The 16185-nt window shown below is 46.1% G+C and carries 21 protein-coding genes; 11 read left to right on the top strand and 10 right to left on the bottom strand.

The features are described from left to right. Positions 1-59 precede the first annotated feature (59 nt). Genes FD977_RS06485 through FD977_RS06475 form a run of 3 tightly spaced genes read right to left on the bottom strand, consistent with a single transcriptional unit; the run spans position 60 to position 1545 of the window. Positions 60-641 carry a hypothetical protein gene (locus FD977_RS06485; protein ID WP_215304291.1) on the bottom strand — a complete coding sequence of 194 codons (582 nt, stop codon included), beginning with the start codon at positions 639-641 and terminating at the stop codon, positions 60-62. 21 nt (positions 642-662) lie between these two features. Next, entirely contained in the window at positions 663-1082 is a 420-nt protein-coding gene (locus FD977_RS06480) for a YbgC/FadM family acyl-CoA thioesterase (protein WP_215304289.1), read from the bottom strand. A gap of 7 nt (positions 1083-1089) precedes the next feature. Beyond that, positions 1090-1545: a GNAT family N-acetyltransferase gene (locus FD977_RS06475; protein WP_215304288.1), complete on the bottom strand. Its 456-nt coding sequence runs from the start codon at positions 1543-1545 to the stop codon at positions 1090-1092. Positions 1546-1686: 141 nt separating this feature from the next. Between FD977_RS06475 and FD977_RS06470 the strand changes: the two genes are divergently transcribed. Beyond that, on the top strand, positions 1687-2268 hold the full coding sequence (locus tag FD977_RS06470; protein ID WP_251369447.1) for a hypothetical protein: 582 nt from the start codon (positions 1687-1689) through the stop codon (positions 2266-2268). Between the two features lie 102 nt (positions 2269-2370). On the opposite strand, the gene FD977_RS06465 is transcribed toward FD977_RS06470, so the two are convergent. Then, positions 2371-3192 carry a substrate-binding domain-containing protein gene (locus FD977_RS06465; protein WP_215304286.1) on the bottom strand — a complete coding sequence of 274 codons (822 nt, stop codon included), beginning with the start codon at positions 3190-3192 and terminating at the stop codon, positions 2371-2373. A 75-nt stretch (positions 3193-3267) separates the two neighbouring features. Here FD977_RS06465 and FD977_RS06460 point away from each other — a divergent pair, with 75 nt between their 5' ends. From FD977_RS06460 to FD977_RS06440, 5 genes are all read left to right on the top strand, one after another. Next, positions 3268-4293 carry a substrate-binding domain-containing protein gene (locus FD977_RS06460; RefSeq protein ID WP_215304284.1) on the top strand — a complete coding sequence of 342 codons (1026 nt, stop codon included), beginning with the start codon at positions 3268-3270 and terminating at the stop codon, positions 4291-4293. Positions 4294-4374: 81 nt separating this feature from the next. After that, entirely contained in the window at positions 4375-4767 is a 393-nt protein-coding gene (locus FD977_RS06455) for a cytochrome c5 family protein (RefSeq protein ID WP_251369446.1), read from the top strand. A gap of 4 nt (positions 4768-4771) precedes the next feature. Next, on the top strand, positions 4772-5044 hold the full coding sequence (locus FD977_RS06450; RefSeq protein ID WP_215304282.1) for a SemiSWEET transporter: 273 nt from the start codon (positions 4772-4774) through the stop codon (positions 5042-5044). 79 nt (positions 5045-5123) lie between these two features. Beyond that, on the top strand, positions 5124-5816 hold the full coding sequence (locus FD977_RS06445) for a fumarylacetoacetate hydrolase family protein (protein ID WP_215304281.1): 693 nt from the start codon (positions 5124-5126) through the stop codon (positions 5814-5816). 36 nt (positions 5817-5852) lie between these two features. Further along, positions 5853-6899 carry an alpha/beta fold hydrolase gene (locus tag FD977_RS06440; RefSeq protein ID WP_215304280.1) on the top strand — a complete coding sequence of 349 codons (1047 nt, stop codon included), beginning with the start codon at positions 5853-5855 and terminating at the stop codon, positions 6897-6899. 38 nt (positions 6900-6937) lie between these two features. On the opposite strand, the gene FD977_RS06435 is transcribed toward FD977_RS06440, so the two are convergent. Then, positions 6938-7711, bottom strand: coding sequence for an enoyl-CoA hydratase/isomerase family protein (locus FD977_RS06435; RefSeq protein WP_215304279.1), 774 nt, complete (start codon positions 7709-7711; stop codon positions 6938-6940). Between the two features lie 74 nt (positions 7712-7785). On the opposite strand from FD977_RS06435, the gene FD977_RS06430 reads away from it, so the two are divergent. The 5 genes from FD977_RS06430 (at position 7786) to FD977_RS06410 (ending at position 10608) form a co-directional block, all read left to right on the top strand. After that, the gene (locus FD977_RS06430) at positions 7786-7944 is read left to right on the top strand and encodes a DUF5993 family protein (protein WP_215304278.1); all 159 of its coding nucleotides are present in this window, start codon (positions 7786-7788) and stop codon (positions 7942-7944) included. Between the two features lie 5 nt (positions 7945-7949). Continuing rightward, entirely contained in the window at positions 7950-8513 is a 564-nt protein-coding gene (locus FD977_RS06425) for a disulfide bond formation protein B (RefSeq protein WP_215304277.1), read from the top strand. 10 nt (positions 8514-8523) lie between these two features. Then, complete coding sequence (locus tag FD977_RS06420) at positions 8524-9501, top strand: tripartite tricarboxylate transporter substrate binding protein (protein WP_251369445.1); 978 nt, start codon at positions 8524-8526, stop codon at positions 9499-9501. Between the two features lie 112 nt (positions 9502-9613). After that, positions 9614-10084 (top strand): hypothetical protein, encoded by a 471-nt coding sequence (locus tag FD977_RS06415; RefSeq protein ID WP_251369444.1) that lies wholly within the window; start codon positions 9614-9616, stop codon positions 10082-10084. A gap of 35 nt (positions 10085-10119) precedes the next feature. Then, complete coding sequence (locus FD977_RS06410) at positions 10120-10608, top strand: glycine zipper family protein (protein WP_215304276.1); 489 nt, start codon at positions 10120-10122, stop codon at positions 10606-10608. Between the two features lie 14 nt (positions 10609-10622). Here FD977_RS06410 and FD977_RS06405 read toward each other — a convergent pair whose 3' ends face one another. The 5 genes from FD977_RS06405 to trxA form a co-directional block, all read right to left on the bottom strand. Continuing rightward, complete coding sequence (locus FD977_RS06405; RefSeq protein WP_215304275.1) at positions 10623-12014, bottom strand: MATE family efflux transporter; 1392 nt, start codon at positions 12012-12014, stop codon at positions 10623-10625. A gap of 3 nt (positions 12015-12017) precedes the next feature. After that, positions 12018-13745: a glycosyltransferase family 39 protein gene (locus FD977_RS06400; RefSeq protein WP_215304273.1), complete on the bottom strand. Its 1728-nt coding sequence runs from the start codon at positions 13743-13745 to the stop codon at positions 12018-12020. Between the two features lie 100 nt (positions 13746-13845). Further along, positions 13846-14193 carry a type B 50S ribosomal protein L31 gene (locus tag FD977_RS06395; RefSeq protein WP_173960509.1) on the bottom strand — a complete coding sequence of 116 codons (348 nt, stop codon included), beginning with the start codon at positions 14191-14193 and terminating at the stop codon, positions 13846-13848. A gap of 146 nt (positions 14194-14339) precedes the next feature. After that, the gene (gene rho / locus FD977_RS06390) at positions 14340-15602 is read right to left on the bottom strand and encodes a transcription termination factor Rho (RefSeq protein WP_046330324.1); all 1263 of its coding nucleotides are present in this window, start codon (positions 15600-15602) and stop codon (positions 14340-14342) included. 211 nt (positions 15603-15813) lie between these two features. After that, a complete protein-coding gene (gene trxA / locus FD977_RS06385) occupies positions 15814-16140 on the bottom strand; it encodes a thioredoxin TrxA (RefSeq protein ID WP_215304272.1) in 327 nt (108 codons plus the stop codon). Between the last annotated feature and the right edge of the window lie 45 nt (positions 16141-16185).

Raw genomic sequence — 16185 nt, 5'->3', positions numbered from 1 at the left:
CGGCCAATGGGGTGAGCTGCCACACTTGCAGTGTTTGCAGAAAGAGTCGCTATTTTAAGCTATCGGGCAGCACTCCAAAGATTTGGCGTTACAGAATTGGCATATCCCGAGATAAATAATTTCTCTGCACCTGTAAGTGGGTCAAATACAGCTCGTTCGATACGGCCAATATTTCCACCATAAACATGGATGCTGATAGAGGTTTGGTCGCTCAAGGCGTTCTCAACTACATGGATGTCATGTGTGCTGGGGGATACGGTAGCCACTTGACCGGGCTCGCAAATACAAGATTCACCAGCTTGATAGCTGCCATCAGGCTGGCGGTAATAGTTGGCGCCACGTTCTTGACCGCGTAACTGCCCAATCATTCCCCAGACGGTATGGTTATGCAGTGGCGTCTTTTGACCAGGACCCCATACAAAGCTCACTACTGAAAAGCGATCCAATGGATCTGCGTACAGCAAGTATTGCTGGTAATACTGTGGATGTGGTTTACAAAATTCCTCTGACAGCCAGTCATCCGACTGAATTAAGTTTTCTAAAAGTTTTTTACCCTTGGAAAAAATGATCTCTTCACTCGGATGAGTTTCCAGTAGCGTCGCAAGACCTTTCACAAAGCTCAGTAATTTTCCTTCTTGCATGCATGCTCCTCAATTGAGATCTTATTGATCGGCTGCAAACAGCCAATCAGGAAGGCCCTTAGGTTTAAGGGTGGTGGTATCAACACAAACAATATGCAGAACAGCGCTGGCAATCAGCTCTGGCTCGCTACCTGTAACAATCCGCTTAGCAGTTTGCTTGACTGCAATTTGAGTACGACCTCGATGTTCAATGACCTGATCAATACTTAAAAGATCATCCAAGCGCCCCGGCCTATGAAAGTTCATCGTGAGTTCTCGAACGGGCAGAAGAATGCCAAACTCATTTACCAATTTTGTTGGGCTTAAACCTCTTTGCTGAAGCCATTCTGAGCGACTGCGCTCAAAGATCTCTAAATAACGCGCGTGATACACAAAGCCTGCTGCATCGGTATCGGAGTAGCAAACACGAAAAAGGAAGGGCGGGTGATTTGTTTGAGTCATGGTAATTTCAATACTGTTGAATATGTAGAATCATATCGCGATGTGGGATGCCTGCTTCATCGTAAATATCGCCTTGTGCAATAAACCCAAATTGCTCGTAAAACGGGATTACAGACACCTGTGCATGTAACTCTACTTGTTTGATGTCCTGAGATTGGGATACTTTCAACAAAGTCTCCAGTAGTTGCCTGCCAATACCTTGCCCCCGATACCTTGGCAATACCGCCATACGTCCAATTCTCCCAAGATTCCCGGGGAGGGTAACTAGGCGAGCTGTACCGATGCATTCTGAGTCTACATAGGCAAGCGCATGCCTAGCATGGAGGTCGAATTCATCAAGCTCCATCTCTTCGGGCACGCCTTGTTCCTCGATAAAGACGCGCTTTCGAATGGGGTAAGCATCTTGCTTGGCATCCTGCCAAGTTTTAATCAGGATCACAATAGGGATCTGCGAATGAGTCATAAACGCTTCTAATGTAGCAAATTGCACCCATCAAAGCCGTAAATATGATCTCTAAGACTTAAAAGTAACTCACTTCATGGTTAGAATGAATCGGTGGTGTCAGAGATTGGCATCCCTTAAAACCTTTATCTAGGAGTTATCTTGAAGAAATCTTTACTAGCTACATTAGTTGCTTCACTCGGTTTGCTTGCTGCAGGTTCGGTATTTGCTCAAACTCCTGCAAAGATGTTGCCTTTGGCAGCCGAAGCAGTTGTATTGACTGCTACTGTTGATTCAGTGGACGCAAAGAAGCGCATCGTAGTTCTTAAGGATGCGAACGGTAACTTAGCTCAAATGAACGTATCTAAGCAAGTCAATGATTTGGATAAAGTAAAGAAGGGCGATCTATTTGTAGTTGAACACGCTCAAGCAATTGCAGTTGGTTTGGTTGCAGCTCCCAAGGATGCTAAGCCAGGCGTTTCAGGTGTCCGTGCGGTTGTCATTTCTGGCAAAGGTTCAGCTAAGCCATTTGAAGAGACTACGGATACTGTTTATGCAACTGTCAAAATTACTACGATCGATGCAAAGACTCGTATCGTGACTTTCACATTGCCATCAGGTGAGAAGCAAAAAGTGAAAGTGGATCAAAGCGTTTTAGGTCTTGAGAAATTTAAAGCTGGTGATGACATATTGGTGGAGTTTGTTGACGATACAGTAATTGGTTTCGTAACACCAAAGAAGTAAGCATGTAATATTGAATTTAGCATTAGCAAATGCTGAAGAAGTAAAGTACAAGGCCCGCATTGCGGGCCTTGTGTCTTAATTGAAGCAATGTATTCGGCTCTATTATTTCTTAGCATTCGGGAAGAAGAGTTGCTCGCCACCAATTTGATAGCTGGCAATCACGTCTTGACCATTTTTAGAAGTAATCCAATCAATGAATTCTTGGCCTTCGGCTTTTTTTACATGCGGGAACTTAGCTGGGTTAACTAACATCACGCCATATTGATTAAATAGCTTTGGATCGCCTTGAACCAGGATTGTCAAATCACCACGGTTCTTAAAAGAAAGCCAAGTGGCGCGATCAGCCAAGATATAGCCATTCATTGCGGAAGCCGTATTTAAGGCTGGACCCATACCTGAGCCAGTTTCTTTGTACCAGGCGCTTGGAGCTACCGTGACAGCGGCATCTTTCCAGTAACGTAATTCAGCCGCATGTGTACCACTCTTATCACCACGCGATACAAATGGTGCCTGAGCTGTAGCAATCTTTTGAAATGCGACTTTGATGTCCTTGCCACCACCGATTTTGGCTGGATCTGATTTAGGTCCAATTAAAACGAAGTCGTTGTACATGACTTCAATACGTTTTGTGGCAAAGCCCTCAGCAACAAACTTTTCTTCAGCAGGTTTGTCATGAACAAAAACAACATCAGCATCGCCCCGACGTCCAATGTCTAGAGCTTGTCCAGTTCCAACAGCAACTACCTTGACATCAATCCCGCTCTTCATTTTGAAGATTGGCAAGATAAAACCAAAAAGACCAGATTGCTCTGTGGAGGTGGTTGAGGAAACGACAATACTTTTCTCTTGCGCGTAAGCTGAGCTACCTACAAGCAAAAGTGCGGTAATGGCGTTTACCAGTAATTGCTTGAATGAGAATGTCATTTGAATTGCGCTCCATTGGTTCGGTTCGGTTAAGATTTGTTATGATACAAAACATCAATATGCAAAAAATTACATATGAGAATTCAGATCCGACCAACCCTAGTTTTTGGAAGTAAGAATGCTAAAGATCCAGCTGTAGTCGATTTGGTGTGGTTAACCGCCTTATTAAAGGATATTGATCACGGCAAAACGCTGATGTCTGCCTGCAAAAAGAAGGGGCTTTCTTATAGAAATATTTGGCAAAAACTTAATGAAGTTGAGCTGGCTTTAGGTTTTAAGCTCATTGATCGTGTGAGGGGGCATGGCTCCCAATTATCTGAATACGCAAGATACTTGATTCAATTTACCGAAGACTTCGATCAAAAGACCATACGATTGGGGCAATCTAGCCTCTCTCACTTAGAAGAAGGTTTTGCTCAGTTTAGAGTGAAGGCCAAAAAACAATGGCGCTTTGCTAGTAGCAGTGATCCGATGATTCAAAAAGCGGTTTTAAATATTGGCGGCTTCGAACTTATTACTGCTGGATCTGGTGAGGCCCTGGAGCGTCTGCTGAACTATGAAGTTGATATTGCCGGCTACCACGTTTCAGATCCACAAAGTTCTTTGATTATTTCTAAGCGACTGCAAAAAGATGGCATGCAAATATTCCCTGTGATGAAGCGTGTACAAGGTCTTTTGGTGGCTAAAGGAAATCCTCTCAATATTATTTCAGCTAAAGATTTAACGAAACCGAAAGTACGCTTCATCAATCGCCAGAAGGGATCCGGTACGCGCCTACTCCTAGATACCATTCTGGCTAAAGAGGGTATTGACGCACACGGCATCAAGGGCTACGAAAATGAAGAGTTCACCCACTCTGCAATTGCTACGGCGATATTGGCTAAAAAAGCGGATGCCGGTATGGGCGTCAAAAGCATTGCATTGGAGAATGGCTTGGATTTCATTCAATTGAAAGACGAAATCTTCTTTCTGGCAATGAATAAGGACCTTAGTCTGAATACGGATTTTGCAAAACTCATTCGGAAAATTCGCGTTCTATCTAGCGCCAGTCCGGGCTATAAGTCGATTGGATTAAAGCGGCAGATTGCGGGTTGGCTTTAAGTGCCGGGAGCCCAAACGAGTGCGACGTCTGAAAATGAGATAAATTATGAGATGTACCCACTTATCTCAAAGAGACTTTCCATGAAATCGCTACTTCGCCCCTATATTCTTGCCGCTTGTTTCTTCTCCCCGTTAGCTGCCTTTGCTGAGCCTGGTGAGAATACCTATAAGCAAGTCTGCGCGGCCTGCCATAGCGCTGGCGTTCTAAAGGCTCCTAAGTTTGGTGATAAAGCTCAGTGGGCCCCATTGATTGCCGAAGGTCAGGTCACCCTCACTGCACACGGTTATGTTGGCGTGAGAGGAATGCCTGCAAAAGGTGGTAACCCCAATCTCACAGTCGAAGGATTTGCAGACGCAGTGGCTTACATGGTCAATGAGGCAGGTGGTAACTGGAAGACTCCTGATGCAAAAACCCTAGCAGCTATCAATAAAGAAATTGAAGCGCGTAAGGCCGGCTTAAATAAAAAGCAGTAAATACATGAATTTATTGCCACACCAGATTGAGATCATTGGTTATTGCGCTGCATTTTTAACTACCATTGCCTTTTTACCTCAGGCCATTCAATCCTGGCGTACCCGAGATCTTTCTGGGATCTCAGTGGGTATGTATAGCTTGTTTACCGCTGGGGTAGGTTTGTGGCTTATCTATGGTCTGATTATTGAGAAGTGGCCTTTGATTCTGGCTAACGCCTTGACCTTTGCCTTGGCTCTGAGCATCTTAATGCTCAAGCTCCGTAGCAAGCGGCAGTAATGACATCCATTCAAGTAATATCATCATTTATTCAGATCAGAATGTTTAAGAAATTAGATATCCATTACAAAGGTCATATATGAGCACTACATACGTTATCGATCCACCTATCGTTCCATCACTACCTGTAGTAGGCGATACCCGCCGTTTTGCTGTGAATCGCATCTATTGCGTTGGGCGTAATTATGCTGATCATGCTCGTGAGATGGGTCATGACCCTGATCGTGAGCCGCCATTCTTTTTTATGAAGCCGGCCAACTCGATTGTTACTGACGGTAAAGATATGCAATATCCAAACCTGTCAAATGATGTGCATCATGAGATTGAGATGGTCGTTGCGATTGGTAAGGGTGGCGCGAACATTTCTGCGGATAAAGCGTTAGAACATGTTTATGGTTACGGAGTTGGTTTGGATATGACTCGTCGTGACTTGCAAGGCGAAGCTAAAAAAATGGGTCGCCCTTGGGATACCGGCAAGGCATTTGATCAATCCGCGCCATGTGCGGCGCTGACACCTGCCACTCAGTTTGGCCATCCCGCTAAAGGGACAGTCAAACTCTTGGTCAACGGTGAAGTGCGCCAAGAAGGCGACTTAAACCAATTGATTTGGAATATTCCCGACACCATTGCATACCTCTCTACTTTATTTACGCTGGAGCCAGGCGATTTAATTATGTCTGGCACACCTGCAGGCGTAGGTCCTGTAAAGAAAGGTGATGTACTTGAGGGATCGGTTGAAGGTTTAAGCCCTCTAAAAATCAAGATCGTTTAATTAGACTAAATAGTTCAAAGAGACAATGGGGCGGAGATGAAAATAAAGACACTAGGAATAGCTTTAGTGCTGTGTGTGAGCGGAGTCTTCATCTCAGCGTGTACATCAGTTGATCAGTCTAAAGTGGAAGCGCCACCACCCAGTCGCTATGCCAATGCAAGTCCTTTAGATTTACGCCTCAGTGCTTGGCCTTATCCTTATCCCACTAAAGAATTTAAAACCTCCCTTCAGGGTCAGTCTGCCACCATGGTTTATATGGACGTGCCTGCAGTTGGTCAGCAGAAGGGTGTAGTAGTTTTATTTCATGGGAAGAACTTCTCAAGCGATTATTGGGCGCCTACGCTCAAAGGGTTGACTTCAGCAGGCTATCGAGTCATTGCTCCGGATCAGATTGGCTTTGGAAAATCTTCCAAGCCAGATGTTGCATATCACTTTGATGACCTTGCTCAGAACACACAAGCTCTGTTGAAATCGCTCAGTATTAGCAAGACCTCAGTAATTGCTAACTCGATGGGTGGCATGGTGGGCATTCGGTTTGCACGCCTCTATCCTAAAACTGTCCAGAAGCTGGCCTTAGAAAACCCATTGGGCCTTGAGGACTACAGCAAAGATATCCCGCCACAAACGAATGACAACCTACTCAAGCTAGAAATGGCACAAACAGAAACCAGCTATCGCCGTTTCTTGCAGTCTTATTTTCCAGTTTGGCAGCCAAGCTTTGAGCAGTTTGTAGAGGTGTATGTCAGGATTCAAAAAGGACCTGACTACCCAGCCTATGCAAAGACCTCAGTGTTAACTTATCAGATGATTGCTGAAAAGCCAGTAGTGGGTGACTTACCTCAATTAAAGATGCCGGTATTGCTAGTGATTGGCCAGAAAGACAGAACCGTATTTGGTCGCCGCTTTGCTCCGCCTGAAGCAGTGAAGTCCTTGGGTAATTATCCTGAGCTAGGTCGTAAAGCAGCGCAGGCGATTCCGAATGCCAAGTTAGTGCCTTTGGATAATGTTGGGCATATTCCCCACATTGAATCACCAGATATTTTTATTCAGACAGTAGTAGATTTCTTAAACTCGAAATCCTAAATCAGGCGGTCATCGATAAGGTGACTCGTCGCCAATCTTTACTTACCAAGCCACTGAGGTGGGCGTCCTTTAAGGAAGGCATTCACTCCTTCTTTGAAGTCAACGCTGTTGTACGTCTCTCTCATAAGTTCAGTGCAATCCGGTAAGTTACTCTCCATCAAGCGCGCTAAAGTGAGTTTGCTTGCCTTTTGCGTAATTGGTGCAAGCGCTGCTAGTTTGCTAGCCAAGACTTCAGTTACTTCTGTAATGGCATCAGGTGAAGTAGTCTGGTAGAGGTAGCCTGAGCTCAGTAACTCAGGCGCTTTAATGAGCTCTGCACTCAGTAGCATGCGCTTCACCATTGGCACGCCCAAGTGATAAGCGATCCAAGATAGATTGCTAGGCGATAGACAGTTACCTAAAGTTTTTGCAATTGGAATACCAAAGCGCGCATCATCAACCGATATTCTGAAATCACATGCAGTGGCAATGAGTAAGCCACTGCCCACTGCCAATCCTTCGATGAGTGCAATTGTCGGAATCGGCAAATGTTGGAGAGGGTGAAAAATAGCATCCACCGCAACTTCATAGGCCTCATCTTTTTGAAGATCTACAAATTGCTGTATGTCGCTGCCTGATACAAAGGCTTTGTCACCGGCACCCCTAAAAATAGCCACCCTGATCTCTGGCGTATTAGCTATCGCATCGCAAATTCTCTTGAGTTCTTCATACATAGGCCACGTTAAGGCATTGCGTGTAGCAGGATTATTGAAGGTGATTCGGGCAATAGACCCATCCAGCTTTAGGTCAATACAAGGTGGGTTGGATTTCATAGTCTCATTCTATACAAAAGACCCTTTGAGGCACTTGTTTTTAACTCTGGATCGACCTGCGATAGAATTCATTCATGTATATGTTTCTACCTTTTCTGACAGCCTTTATCGGTCTTGTCCTTGTATGGTTTGAGAAACGTCTGGCAGGCCTATTTGTACTTGCTATTACTGTCGGCATTTTGATATTCTGGTTCCGTATTCATGCCAACAGTCATCTCAATCTCAATTTCTAAAGAAGATGAGTAAGCAATCTTTTTCTTCTTTGGCGGGTCTTGGCAACCAGCTGGCTTTAGCTGTGATTATTGGCATGTTGTCTTATGCCTTTGTCGACCAACTGTATTTCGGTGCATTGCCATGCCCACTCTGTCTTATGCAGCGTATGGGTTTTATCATTATCGGCTTTGCACTAGTGCTCAATATTCGTTGTGGAGCGCATTCCGCTCATTACGGCTGGGGCATTATTGGCGGATTGGTTGGCATGATGGTTTCATTGCGCCAGGTACTCTTGCATGTGTTGCCGGGAGATAAAGGATTTGGAGTAACCTTTTTAGAGCTGCACTTTTATACCTGGGCTTTTCTGGCTTACCTTGGCCTCATTGCAGGATTAGCAATTTTATTGATGTTACCTAACCGAGACGTGCGCTCACGATCACTGTGTGCCAATACATTAATTATTCTATTTATTGTTTTAGTCTTTGCTAACTTAGCTTCCACTCTGTTGGAGTGTGGCATTGGCTCTTGTACTGACGATCCCGTTAAATATGAGGGATGGATTTGGTTGCGTACGCGTTTTGGTTTTTAAGTCGGCTTCCGTGAAGTATCTTGTAGCTCTGCTTTTTTGCTTAGGCCTTACTGGCCCTGCCACATCCCAAATAATCAAAACCGATACTGCTTGGCCTAAACAGGCTATCAAAATAGTGGTGACCTTTACGCCCGGTGGAGCCCCCGATATTTTGGCGCGTGTACTGGCTGAGAGCTGGCAAAAAAGTCTTGGTGTGCCAGTACTAGTAGAAAATCGTCCCGGCTACGGTGGCAATATTGGCGCTGACCTTGTGGCAAAGAGTGAGCCTGATGGCTACACACTCCTCATCGGTACGGTGGGCATCCATGCAATCAACGGCGCTCTTTATGACAAGTTGTCTTTTCATCCGATCAACGATTTCACGCCCATTAGTTTTTTGGCGAGTACGCCCAATGTATTGGTGGTGAACAAGAAGTTAGGCGTCAACAATCTCCATGAGTTGATTGAGCTCGCCAAAGCTAAGCCTAATGAGTTAACTTTTGGCTCCTCTGGTGTTGGCACTTCATTGCACATGTCTGGCGAACTCTTTAAAGAAATGACGGGTGTGCAAATTCGTCATATTCCATACAAAGGTAGAGCCCAATCCTTGCCCGATCTCCTCAGCGGACGTATTTCTATGCTGTTTGATAACCTGTCTTCATCACTACCTTTAATTAAAGCAGGAGAGGTTCAGGCTTTAGGGGTAACGACCCAAAAACGCTCACCAGCAGCTCCAGAGATTCTGACTATGGCAGAGCAAGGTTTACCTGGATTTGAGGCCACATCGTGGTTTTCTCTCATGGCGCCTGCAAATCTCCCTCCAGCCCTACAAAAGCGTTTAAATACCCTGACTCGCCAAACTCTTAATCACACCGAAGTCAAAAACAAGCTTCGCGCCAGTGGTTTGGAGCCAGCACCAGGAAGCACTCAAGAGCTCAATAAGTTGATTCAGTCCGAGACTAATAAATGGGGTAGGGTTATTTACAAATCAGGCGCAAAATTAGAGTAGTAGTTCAATGCAGCAAAGTAATAAATATCTCAATAAAAACCTAATTCCTGTCAGCCTAGATTTGGATGAAGCGTTAAAGATAGTAGCAGGCGACCATTTAAGGGGATCCACTATGAATACAGTTCAACTGCAACACCCATTTGGCATCACTAAGGTGATGCTAGCGCTCCTCACGGCAGCTGGATTACTAGCGCTTGCACCATTAACGGCTCAAGCAGGTAATGTCGGCTGGTCGGTCGCCGTTGGGGGTGGTTACGGCGGCGGCCATGGTGGCGGTTGGCGTCCAGCAGCATATGGACCTGGTTACGGCGGTGGATGGGGTCCAGGCTGGCGGGGCGGATATTACGGTCCTGGCTACGGCTACCCTTACGCTGGTGCTTACTATGCGCCACCCGTAGTGAGCTATGCAGCTCCTCAGCAACCTATGGTTTTAGCTTCCCAGCCTCAAGCGCCAGTTTGGTATTACTGTGAAGCTAGTGAGCAATATTTCCCATACGTGCAAAGTTGTGCGTCAGGTTGGCAGACTCAGCCAGCAATGCCGCCATCAGGTAATGCGCCTACCAGGCAGTACAGACAAAATTAACCAATTAACTAAGTGACTCAATTTAGGAAATGAATATGAAACGTGCAGTATTGACTTTGGCCATCATTAGCTCTTTAGCCTCTTTAGCTGCTTGTGTCTCTGCGCCAACTGGCCCAACCATCGCGATCATGCCTCGTGAAGGCAAACCTTTTGAAGTATTTCAGAAGGACGATGAGCAGTGTCGTGAATTTGCTGCAAATGCGATCAAAGATACTAGTAATGCTGCCTTAAAAGAAGGTGCGACCAGTGCTGCTATCGGCGCTGCTTTAGGCGCAGCAGCGGGTGCCGTGATTCAGGGTGGTAGTAGTCAGAACATTGGTACTGGTGCTGGTGTTGGCTTACTGGGCGGCGCAGCGATGGGCGCCATGAATTCTTCGGGCAAACAAAATCAGGCTCAGGCGCAATACAACATCGCTTATCAGCAGTGTATGTACTCCAAAGGCAATCAGGTGCCGAGTTATCCATCCCAGGGAGGTGGCCCTAACTACAGACCTCCAAGCAGTGGATTTAAACCCATTCAGTAAAACATCTACTGAAATTAAACCTCAACTGGCGGATGCGTTTTCTCAAAGCGTGCCGCCGTTCTTCTAAAGAGGTAAAGCAATAAGAGCGCAGCTAATCCTAAGCTGATGCTATTACCAGCCCAAAAGCCATTGGCTCCTTGTAAAAACTCCGGGGTATTGCCAAAGACATTAAAGCCCATCAAGTATCCGCCGCCTAAACCAACACCCCACAGTGAACCTGCATAAATCAGCATAGGCCAAAAGGCAATACGATAGGCGCGCAGAATAAATGCGGCAGTCACTTGCAGAGCATCAAAGAGTTGGTAAAAAGCAATAAACAAAAAGAGTGGAATAGAAAATACCTTCACCTCTTCTGGTGGGTCGTAAAGATCTAGCAAGGTCACTCTAAAAATCCATACCATCACACCAATAAAAACGCACAAGGTCGTCGTGAAGAAAACAGATGACCAGCCAATTTCTTCTGCACGTTCTTGTTTATCTGCGCCAATCGATTGGGATACTAGGGTCATCGTAGCAATCGATAAGGACAAAGGCACCATGTAAATTACCGTTCCCATATTGGCCACAATTTGATGGCCTGCTAGAGCGGTGGTACCCAGACGCGCAATAAAGAGCGACATGAAGGTGAAGGAGGTCACTTCAATTAGATAACTAAAACCAATTGGCGCACCCAATTTCAGGAGAGTCCAGATGCGATGCCAGTCAGGCCAGCTAAAGCGTGCAAAGATTTTGAACGGCTTATAGAAATTATCAAAGAGTACAAAGCCCAGAGTGATGATGAGCCAGAACCAGCTGATGATGACAGTGGCTACTGCGCAACCTGGGCCGCCCATACCCTCAATGCCAAAGCCGCCATAAATAAATAAGAGATTGAGTGGTAGTTTTAAGCCCAAACCAATCAGTTGCACTACCGTAATGACGGTTGGTCTTGACACAGCATTGTGAAGCGCCATGAGCACGCGCATGGCCATACTGGCGGGTAAACCAATCGCGAGGATATTCAGATAGAGCCTAGCCTTGCCCTCTATGTCTGGCGTTACCCGAGAGATTTGTAGCAAGTAATCTGCATTGAGCAAGATTGCCGTACCTAAGAAGGTGAGACCAAGAGCGAGCCAGGTGGCTTGACGCACTTCTTCACCAATCTCGTCAAAACGCTCAGCACCAAAGAGTTGGCCAGCAATTGGGGCGAGGGCAGAGATCACGCCGGTAAGGCCAACATAGATGCTGATAAAGATAGCGGAAGCCATCGCCAAAGCAGCTAAGTCATCGGCAGAATAGCGCGCAGTCATCGCAGTATCTAAAACACCAAAGGCAATGACTGCTAACTGACCAATCAGTAATGGACCAGCGAGTTTTAGGAGGGAGGGAATATCCTCGCGCAAACGCGAAAATTTAAAGTGCAGCACGTTTTATTCCTTACCTGCAGAAGTAATTTGATACAGGCGCAGGCGCTCATCACGGTCAGACGCACGGCGATCTTCCCAGAGTAATTCAATTTTCTTTTTATTAAGGCTGGCATAAGCCTTTGCCTCTAAAGAGCTATGAGTCAACATCAGATTGCAGCTGGAATCATCACGTAAGGGAAGTTTTGTGAAATAACTAAATGAAGCTAGTTGAGCTGGACCTAGATTAGTGGTATCAATACATCCTGGTGTATTGGCAATAACTTGAACTAAGCGATCGGATACATAGCGATAGGTCTTAGCGTAATTAATTGTTGGTAACCACAAAGTCATCAAGAGAACCCACATCAAAGTAGTGCCAGAGGCCGAGATGATGAGGCAACGCCAGATTTCTTTAGGGGCGCGAGAAGTTCTCCAGCGCACAATCGCTAACCAGATGCCGGTGATGATGAGGGCAATGACAAAACCAATGTAATCAAACTGTGCCTGAAAGCCAGGTAACAGCCTTGCCAAATTGGCAGCGGTGGATTCTGGGAAGCCGGTCACCTTAGCAAGCCAAATAATCCAAATGGCTAAAGCAATCATGGTGAAGCTAAACATCGCAAACCAATCAATAAAGCTAATCAGGCCACGTTTAAGAATCGGCAAACTAAATGTAGCAATAATTGACAAACTCGGAATCAAAATGATGAGGTCATGTTCATTTGCTTCTAAGCGGAACAGAACATAAATCAAGCAACCAATAAATAAACTCAGCGGAATACATAGATGAGGAGCGCGCCATTGCCCCGCCTCTTTTACTCGACCCCAATGTGCGAGGGAGATGATGGCTAATGGCCAAACTGGCCAAGCGTAAGCCCAGAAGTTGATGCTTAAAAATCCTAGGGATTCAATAGATGGCGTTGCGCGCATCTCTGGCATATTGCGCCAGCCTTCCTCGGCGATATGACGCCACTCAGGACTGAGGTTGCCTAAGTACCAGAGCGCAGGCCAAAGCGCAAAACCAATCAGCCCCAAAACAGTACTAGTTAAGGTCCAGCGAAAGCGCAACTTCGCATTGCTCGCAATCACTGCAATGATGGTGGAGCTCACGATGATTAGGCTCAGCGTGAGATTGCTGGAGAGGGCAACGATCGCAATACCAAGACCAGTCCAAAAGCCGCCTTGCCAAGGTTTATCTAAACCACGGACGGTGCCGTACAAAACAATACTGATGCCCATCAGTTGCGCCATCATCGGCGTAGTCTCATGCGCACGCTGTGCAAGTCCAACGCAGGCTAAGAAAATCAATAGAGCGCCATCAGCCAAAGTCATGCCGTAATTTTTACGACCCGGTTGACCACCCACTGCCAGTACCATCGGCTGCACTTCTGGGCGACGTCCCAATAAATAAGTTGCATACCAAATGGCTAGAGCAGCAGCAAAGAAGCAAACTGCCGCATAGAGGCGTGCTGCATTAGCCATGCCAATCAATGAACCAAATAGATCCATTAGGGTGGCACCTAGCCAGTAGGGAAAGGGTGCGCCAAGAGAAACGTCGCGCCCCGCAAGGTGCGGAACAATCCAATCAAGTGTTGTGCCGTGTTGCAAAGCCCACATGCCACCAAATCCGATGGCATCTTCGTTCTTCCATGGATCGCGCAGAAAGAGGCCAGCAAAACCATAGATCAAAGTCAACGCAAAAATAATGATGCGTGGAATGGAGGTGGTGGCGGCGGCGGTGAGTTTAACCATAAAAAACTAGCAATAAAAAAGGCAGCAAACGCTGCCTTGATTATCTCGCAGGGGAGGATGAATAGTGAATACCCAGCCCCTTATTTGAGTAAGCCTATTATTAAGCCTTCTTCTTGGCTGGCTTTTCAGCAGCTTTAGCTTCTGCAGCAGCCGCTTTTTTCTCAGCTGTTTTAGCAGCGCCATCACCAGCAGCTTTAGCAACCGCTTTAGTGCCGAATTTCTGACGGAATTTCTCAACACGACCGGCAGTATCCATAATCTTCTGGGTACCAGTGTAGAAAGGGTGTGACTCAGATGAAGTCTCGATCTTGGACAAAGGATATTCCTTGCCATCTTCCCACTTGATTGTCTCTCTAGTAGACATAGTGGAGCGAGTCTTGAAGCTGAAGTTATTAGAAACGTCTACAAAGACGATTTCACGATATTCGGGGTGAATGCCAGGTTTCATTATTGAGTCCTATTAGCGGGCAGCCGTTTTGGTCCAAAGACCTAAATACTTACCCAAGTTAAATGCAGATTATTAAAGCGGTAAAGGCAAAATTATGCCATGAAATCAACAACAAAGCGCACTTTTACCGACTCTGAGAGCCTAAATTAGCCACCCTTACGCATTAAATCGAAGAATTCACCATTATTTTTGGTTGATTTGAGCTTATCAACAATAAAGTTCATCGCCTCAATATCGTCCATATCGGCCAATAATTTACGCAATACCCAGATTTTCTGTAGGTTTTCAGCTTTCACCAGCAACTCTTCACGGCGGGTGCCGGACTTATTGAGGTTAATCGATGGGTAAACACGACGCTCAGCTAAACGACGCTCAAGGTGTACTTCCATATTGCCGGTGCCTTTGAACTCCTCGTAGATGAGGTCATCCATACGGCTGCCGGTTTCAATCAAGGCAGTTGCGATGATGGTGAGTGAACCACCTTCTTCCACGTTACGCGCCGCACCGAAGAAGCGCTTTGGACGTTGCAATGCATTGGCATCCACACCACCAGAGAGTACTTTGCCGGATGAAGGGATGACGGTGTTGTAAGCACGAGCCAGACGGGTTATCGAGTCCAGCAAGATGATGACGTCTTTTTTCATCTCAACTAAACGCTTAGCCTTTTCAATCACCATCTCGGCAACTTGAACGTGACGCACAGCTGGTTCATCAAATGTTGAGGCAACCACTTCGCCGCGTACAGAGCGCTGCATTTCAGTAACTTCTTCAGGGCGCTCATCAACCAATAATACGATCAAGATTGCATCAGGATTGTTCGCAGAAATCGCATGGGCGATGTGCTGCATCATCACGGTCTTACCGGATTTAGGTGAAGACACGATCAGGCCGCGCTGGCCATAGCCAATTGGGGAGATCATATCGATGATGCGACCAGTTAAATTCTCTTCAGCTTTGATGTCACGCTCTAGTTGAATCACGCGATTTGGGTGTAAAGGCGTTAAGTTCTCGAACATGATGCGGTTCTTCAAGGCCTCAGGAGCCAAACCGTTGATCTTGTCTACCTTCACTAATGCAAAGTAACGCTCACCATCTTTAGGTGTGCGAACCTCACCTTCAACGCTGTCACCAGTGTGCAGGTTAAAGCGGCGGATCTGCGCAGGGGAGATATAGATGTCATCCGGAGAAGCCATATAAGAGGCATCTGGGGATCGTAAGAAACCAAAGCCGTCAGGCAACACTTCCAAAGTACCGTCACCGAAAACAGATTCACCTTCCTTGGCGCGCTTCTTGAGGATGGCAAACATCAACTCTTGTTTGCGCATCCGCTGGGTATTTTCAATCTCCAGGCTGGCTGCCATTTCAAGCAGGGCGGATACGTGGAGTACTTTGAGTTCAGATAATTGCATGTGGTTCTCGGGTGTAGAAAGGGGTGTAAGTGTGTTTTGGGATATCGCTGTCTAGATGGACATCAGACAGAATTGAAAAGCAGAATGTTTGGGGAGTTTGCTAGAAAAAGAGGGGCACTTGATGTGCGTTGAACTACTAATGAAACAGATACTACACTAAAAACAGCTAAAAACCACAGGCTCACCCAGTGAACCTGTGATCTGGGACTATTTACAGATGACTATCAATAAATGCAGTCAACTGAGATTTGGCCAAAGCGCCTACTTTTTGAGCAGCAACAGTGCCGTTCTTAAAGAGGATCAATGTAGGAATGCCACGAATATTGAACTGGGCAGGAACGCCTTGGTTCTCATCCACATTCATCTTAGCGATTTGAATCTTGTCGCCGTACTCACCAGCCAGCTCTTCAAGGATAGGGCCGATCATCTTGCAAGGACCACACCACTCAGCCCAGAAGTCCAAGAGAACAGGTTTATCGGACTTGAGAACGTCTTCCTCGAAAGAAGCGTCAGTTACATACTTGATGCCGGCACTCATGAAAATTCCTTAATTAGTCTTATTTAGTTTTATATTTTATTGCGC

Origin of the sequence: Polynucleobacter sp. AP-Elch-400A-B2 (assembly GCF_018688355.1) — a bacterium.
Classification (GTDB): Bacteria; Pseudomonadota; Gammaproteobacteria; order Burkholderiales; family Burkholderiaceae; genus Polynucleobacter.
Note: the sequence above shows the minus strand (reverse complement) of the source record. Positions and strands in the feature narration are given on the sequence as shown.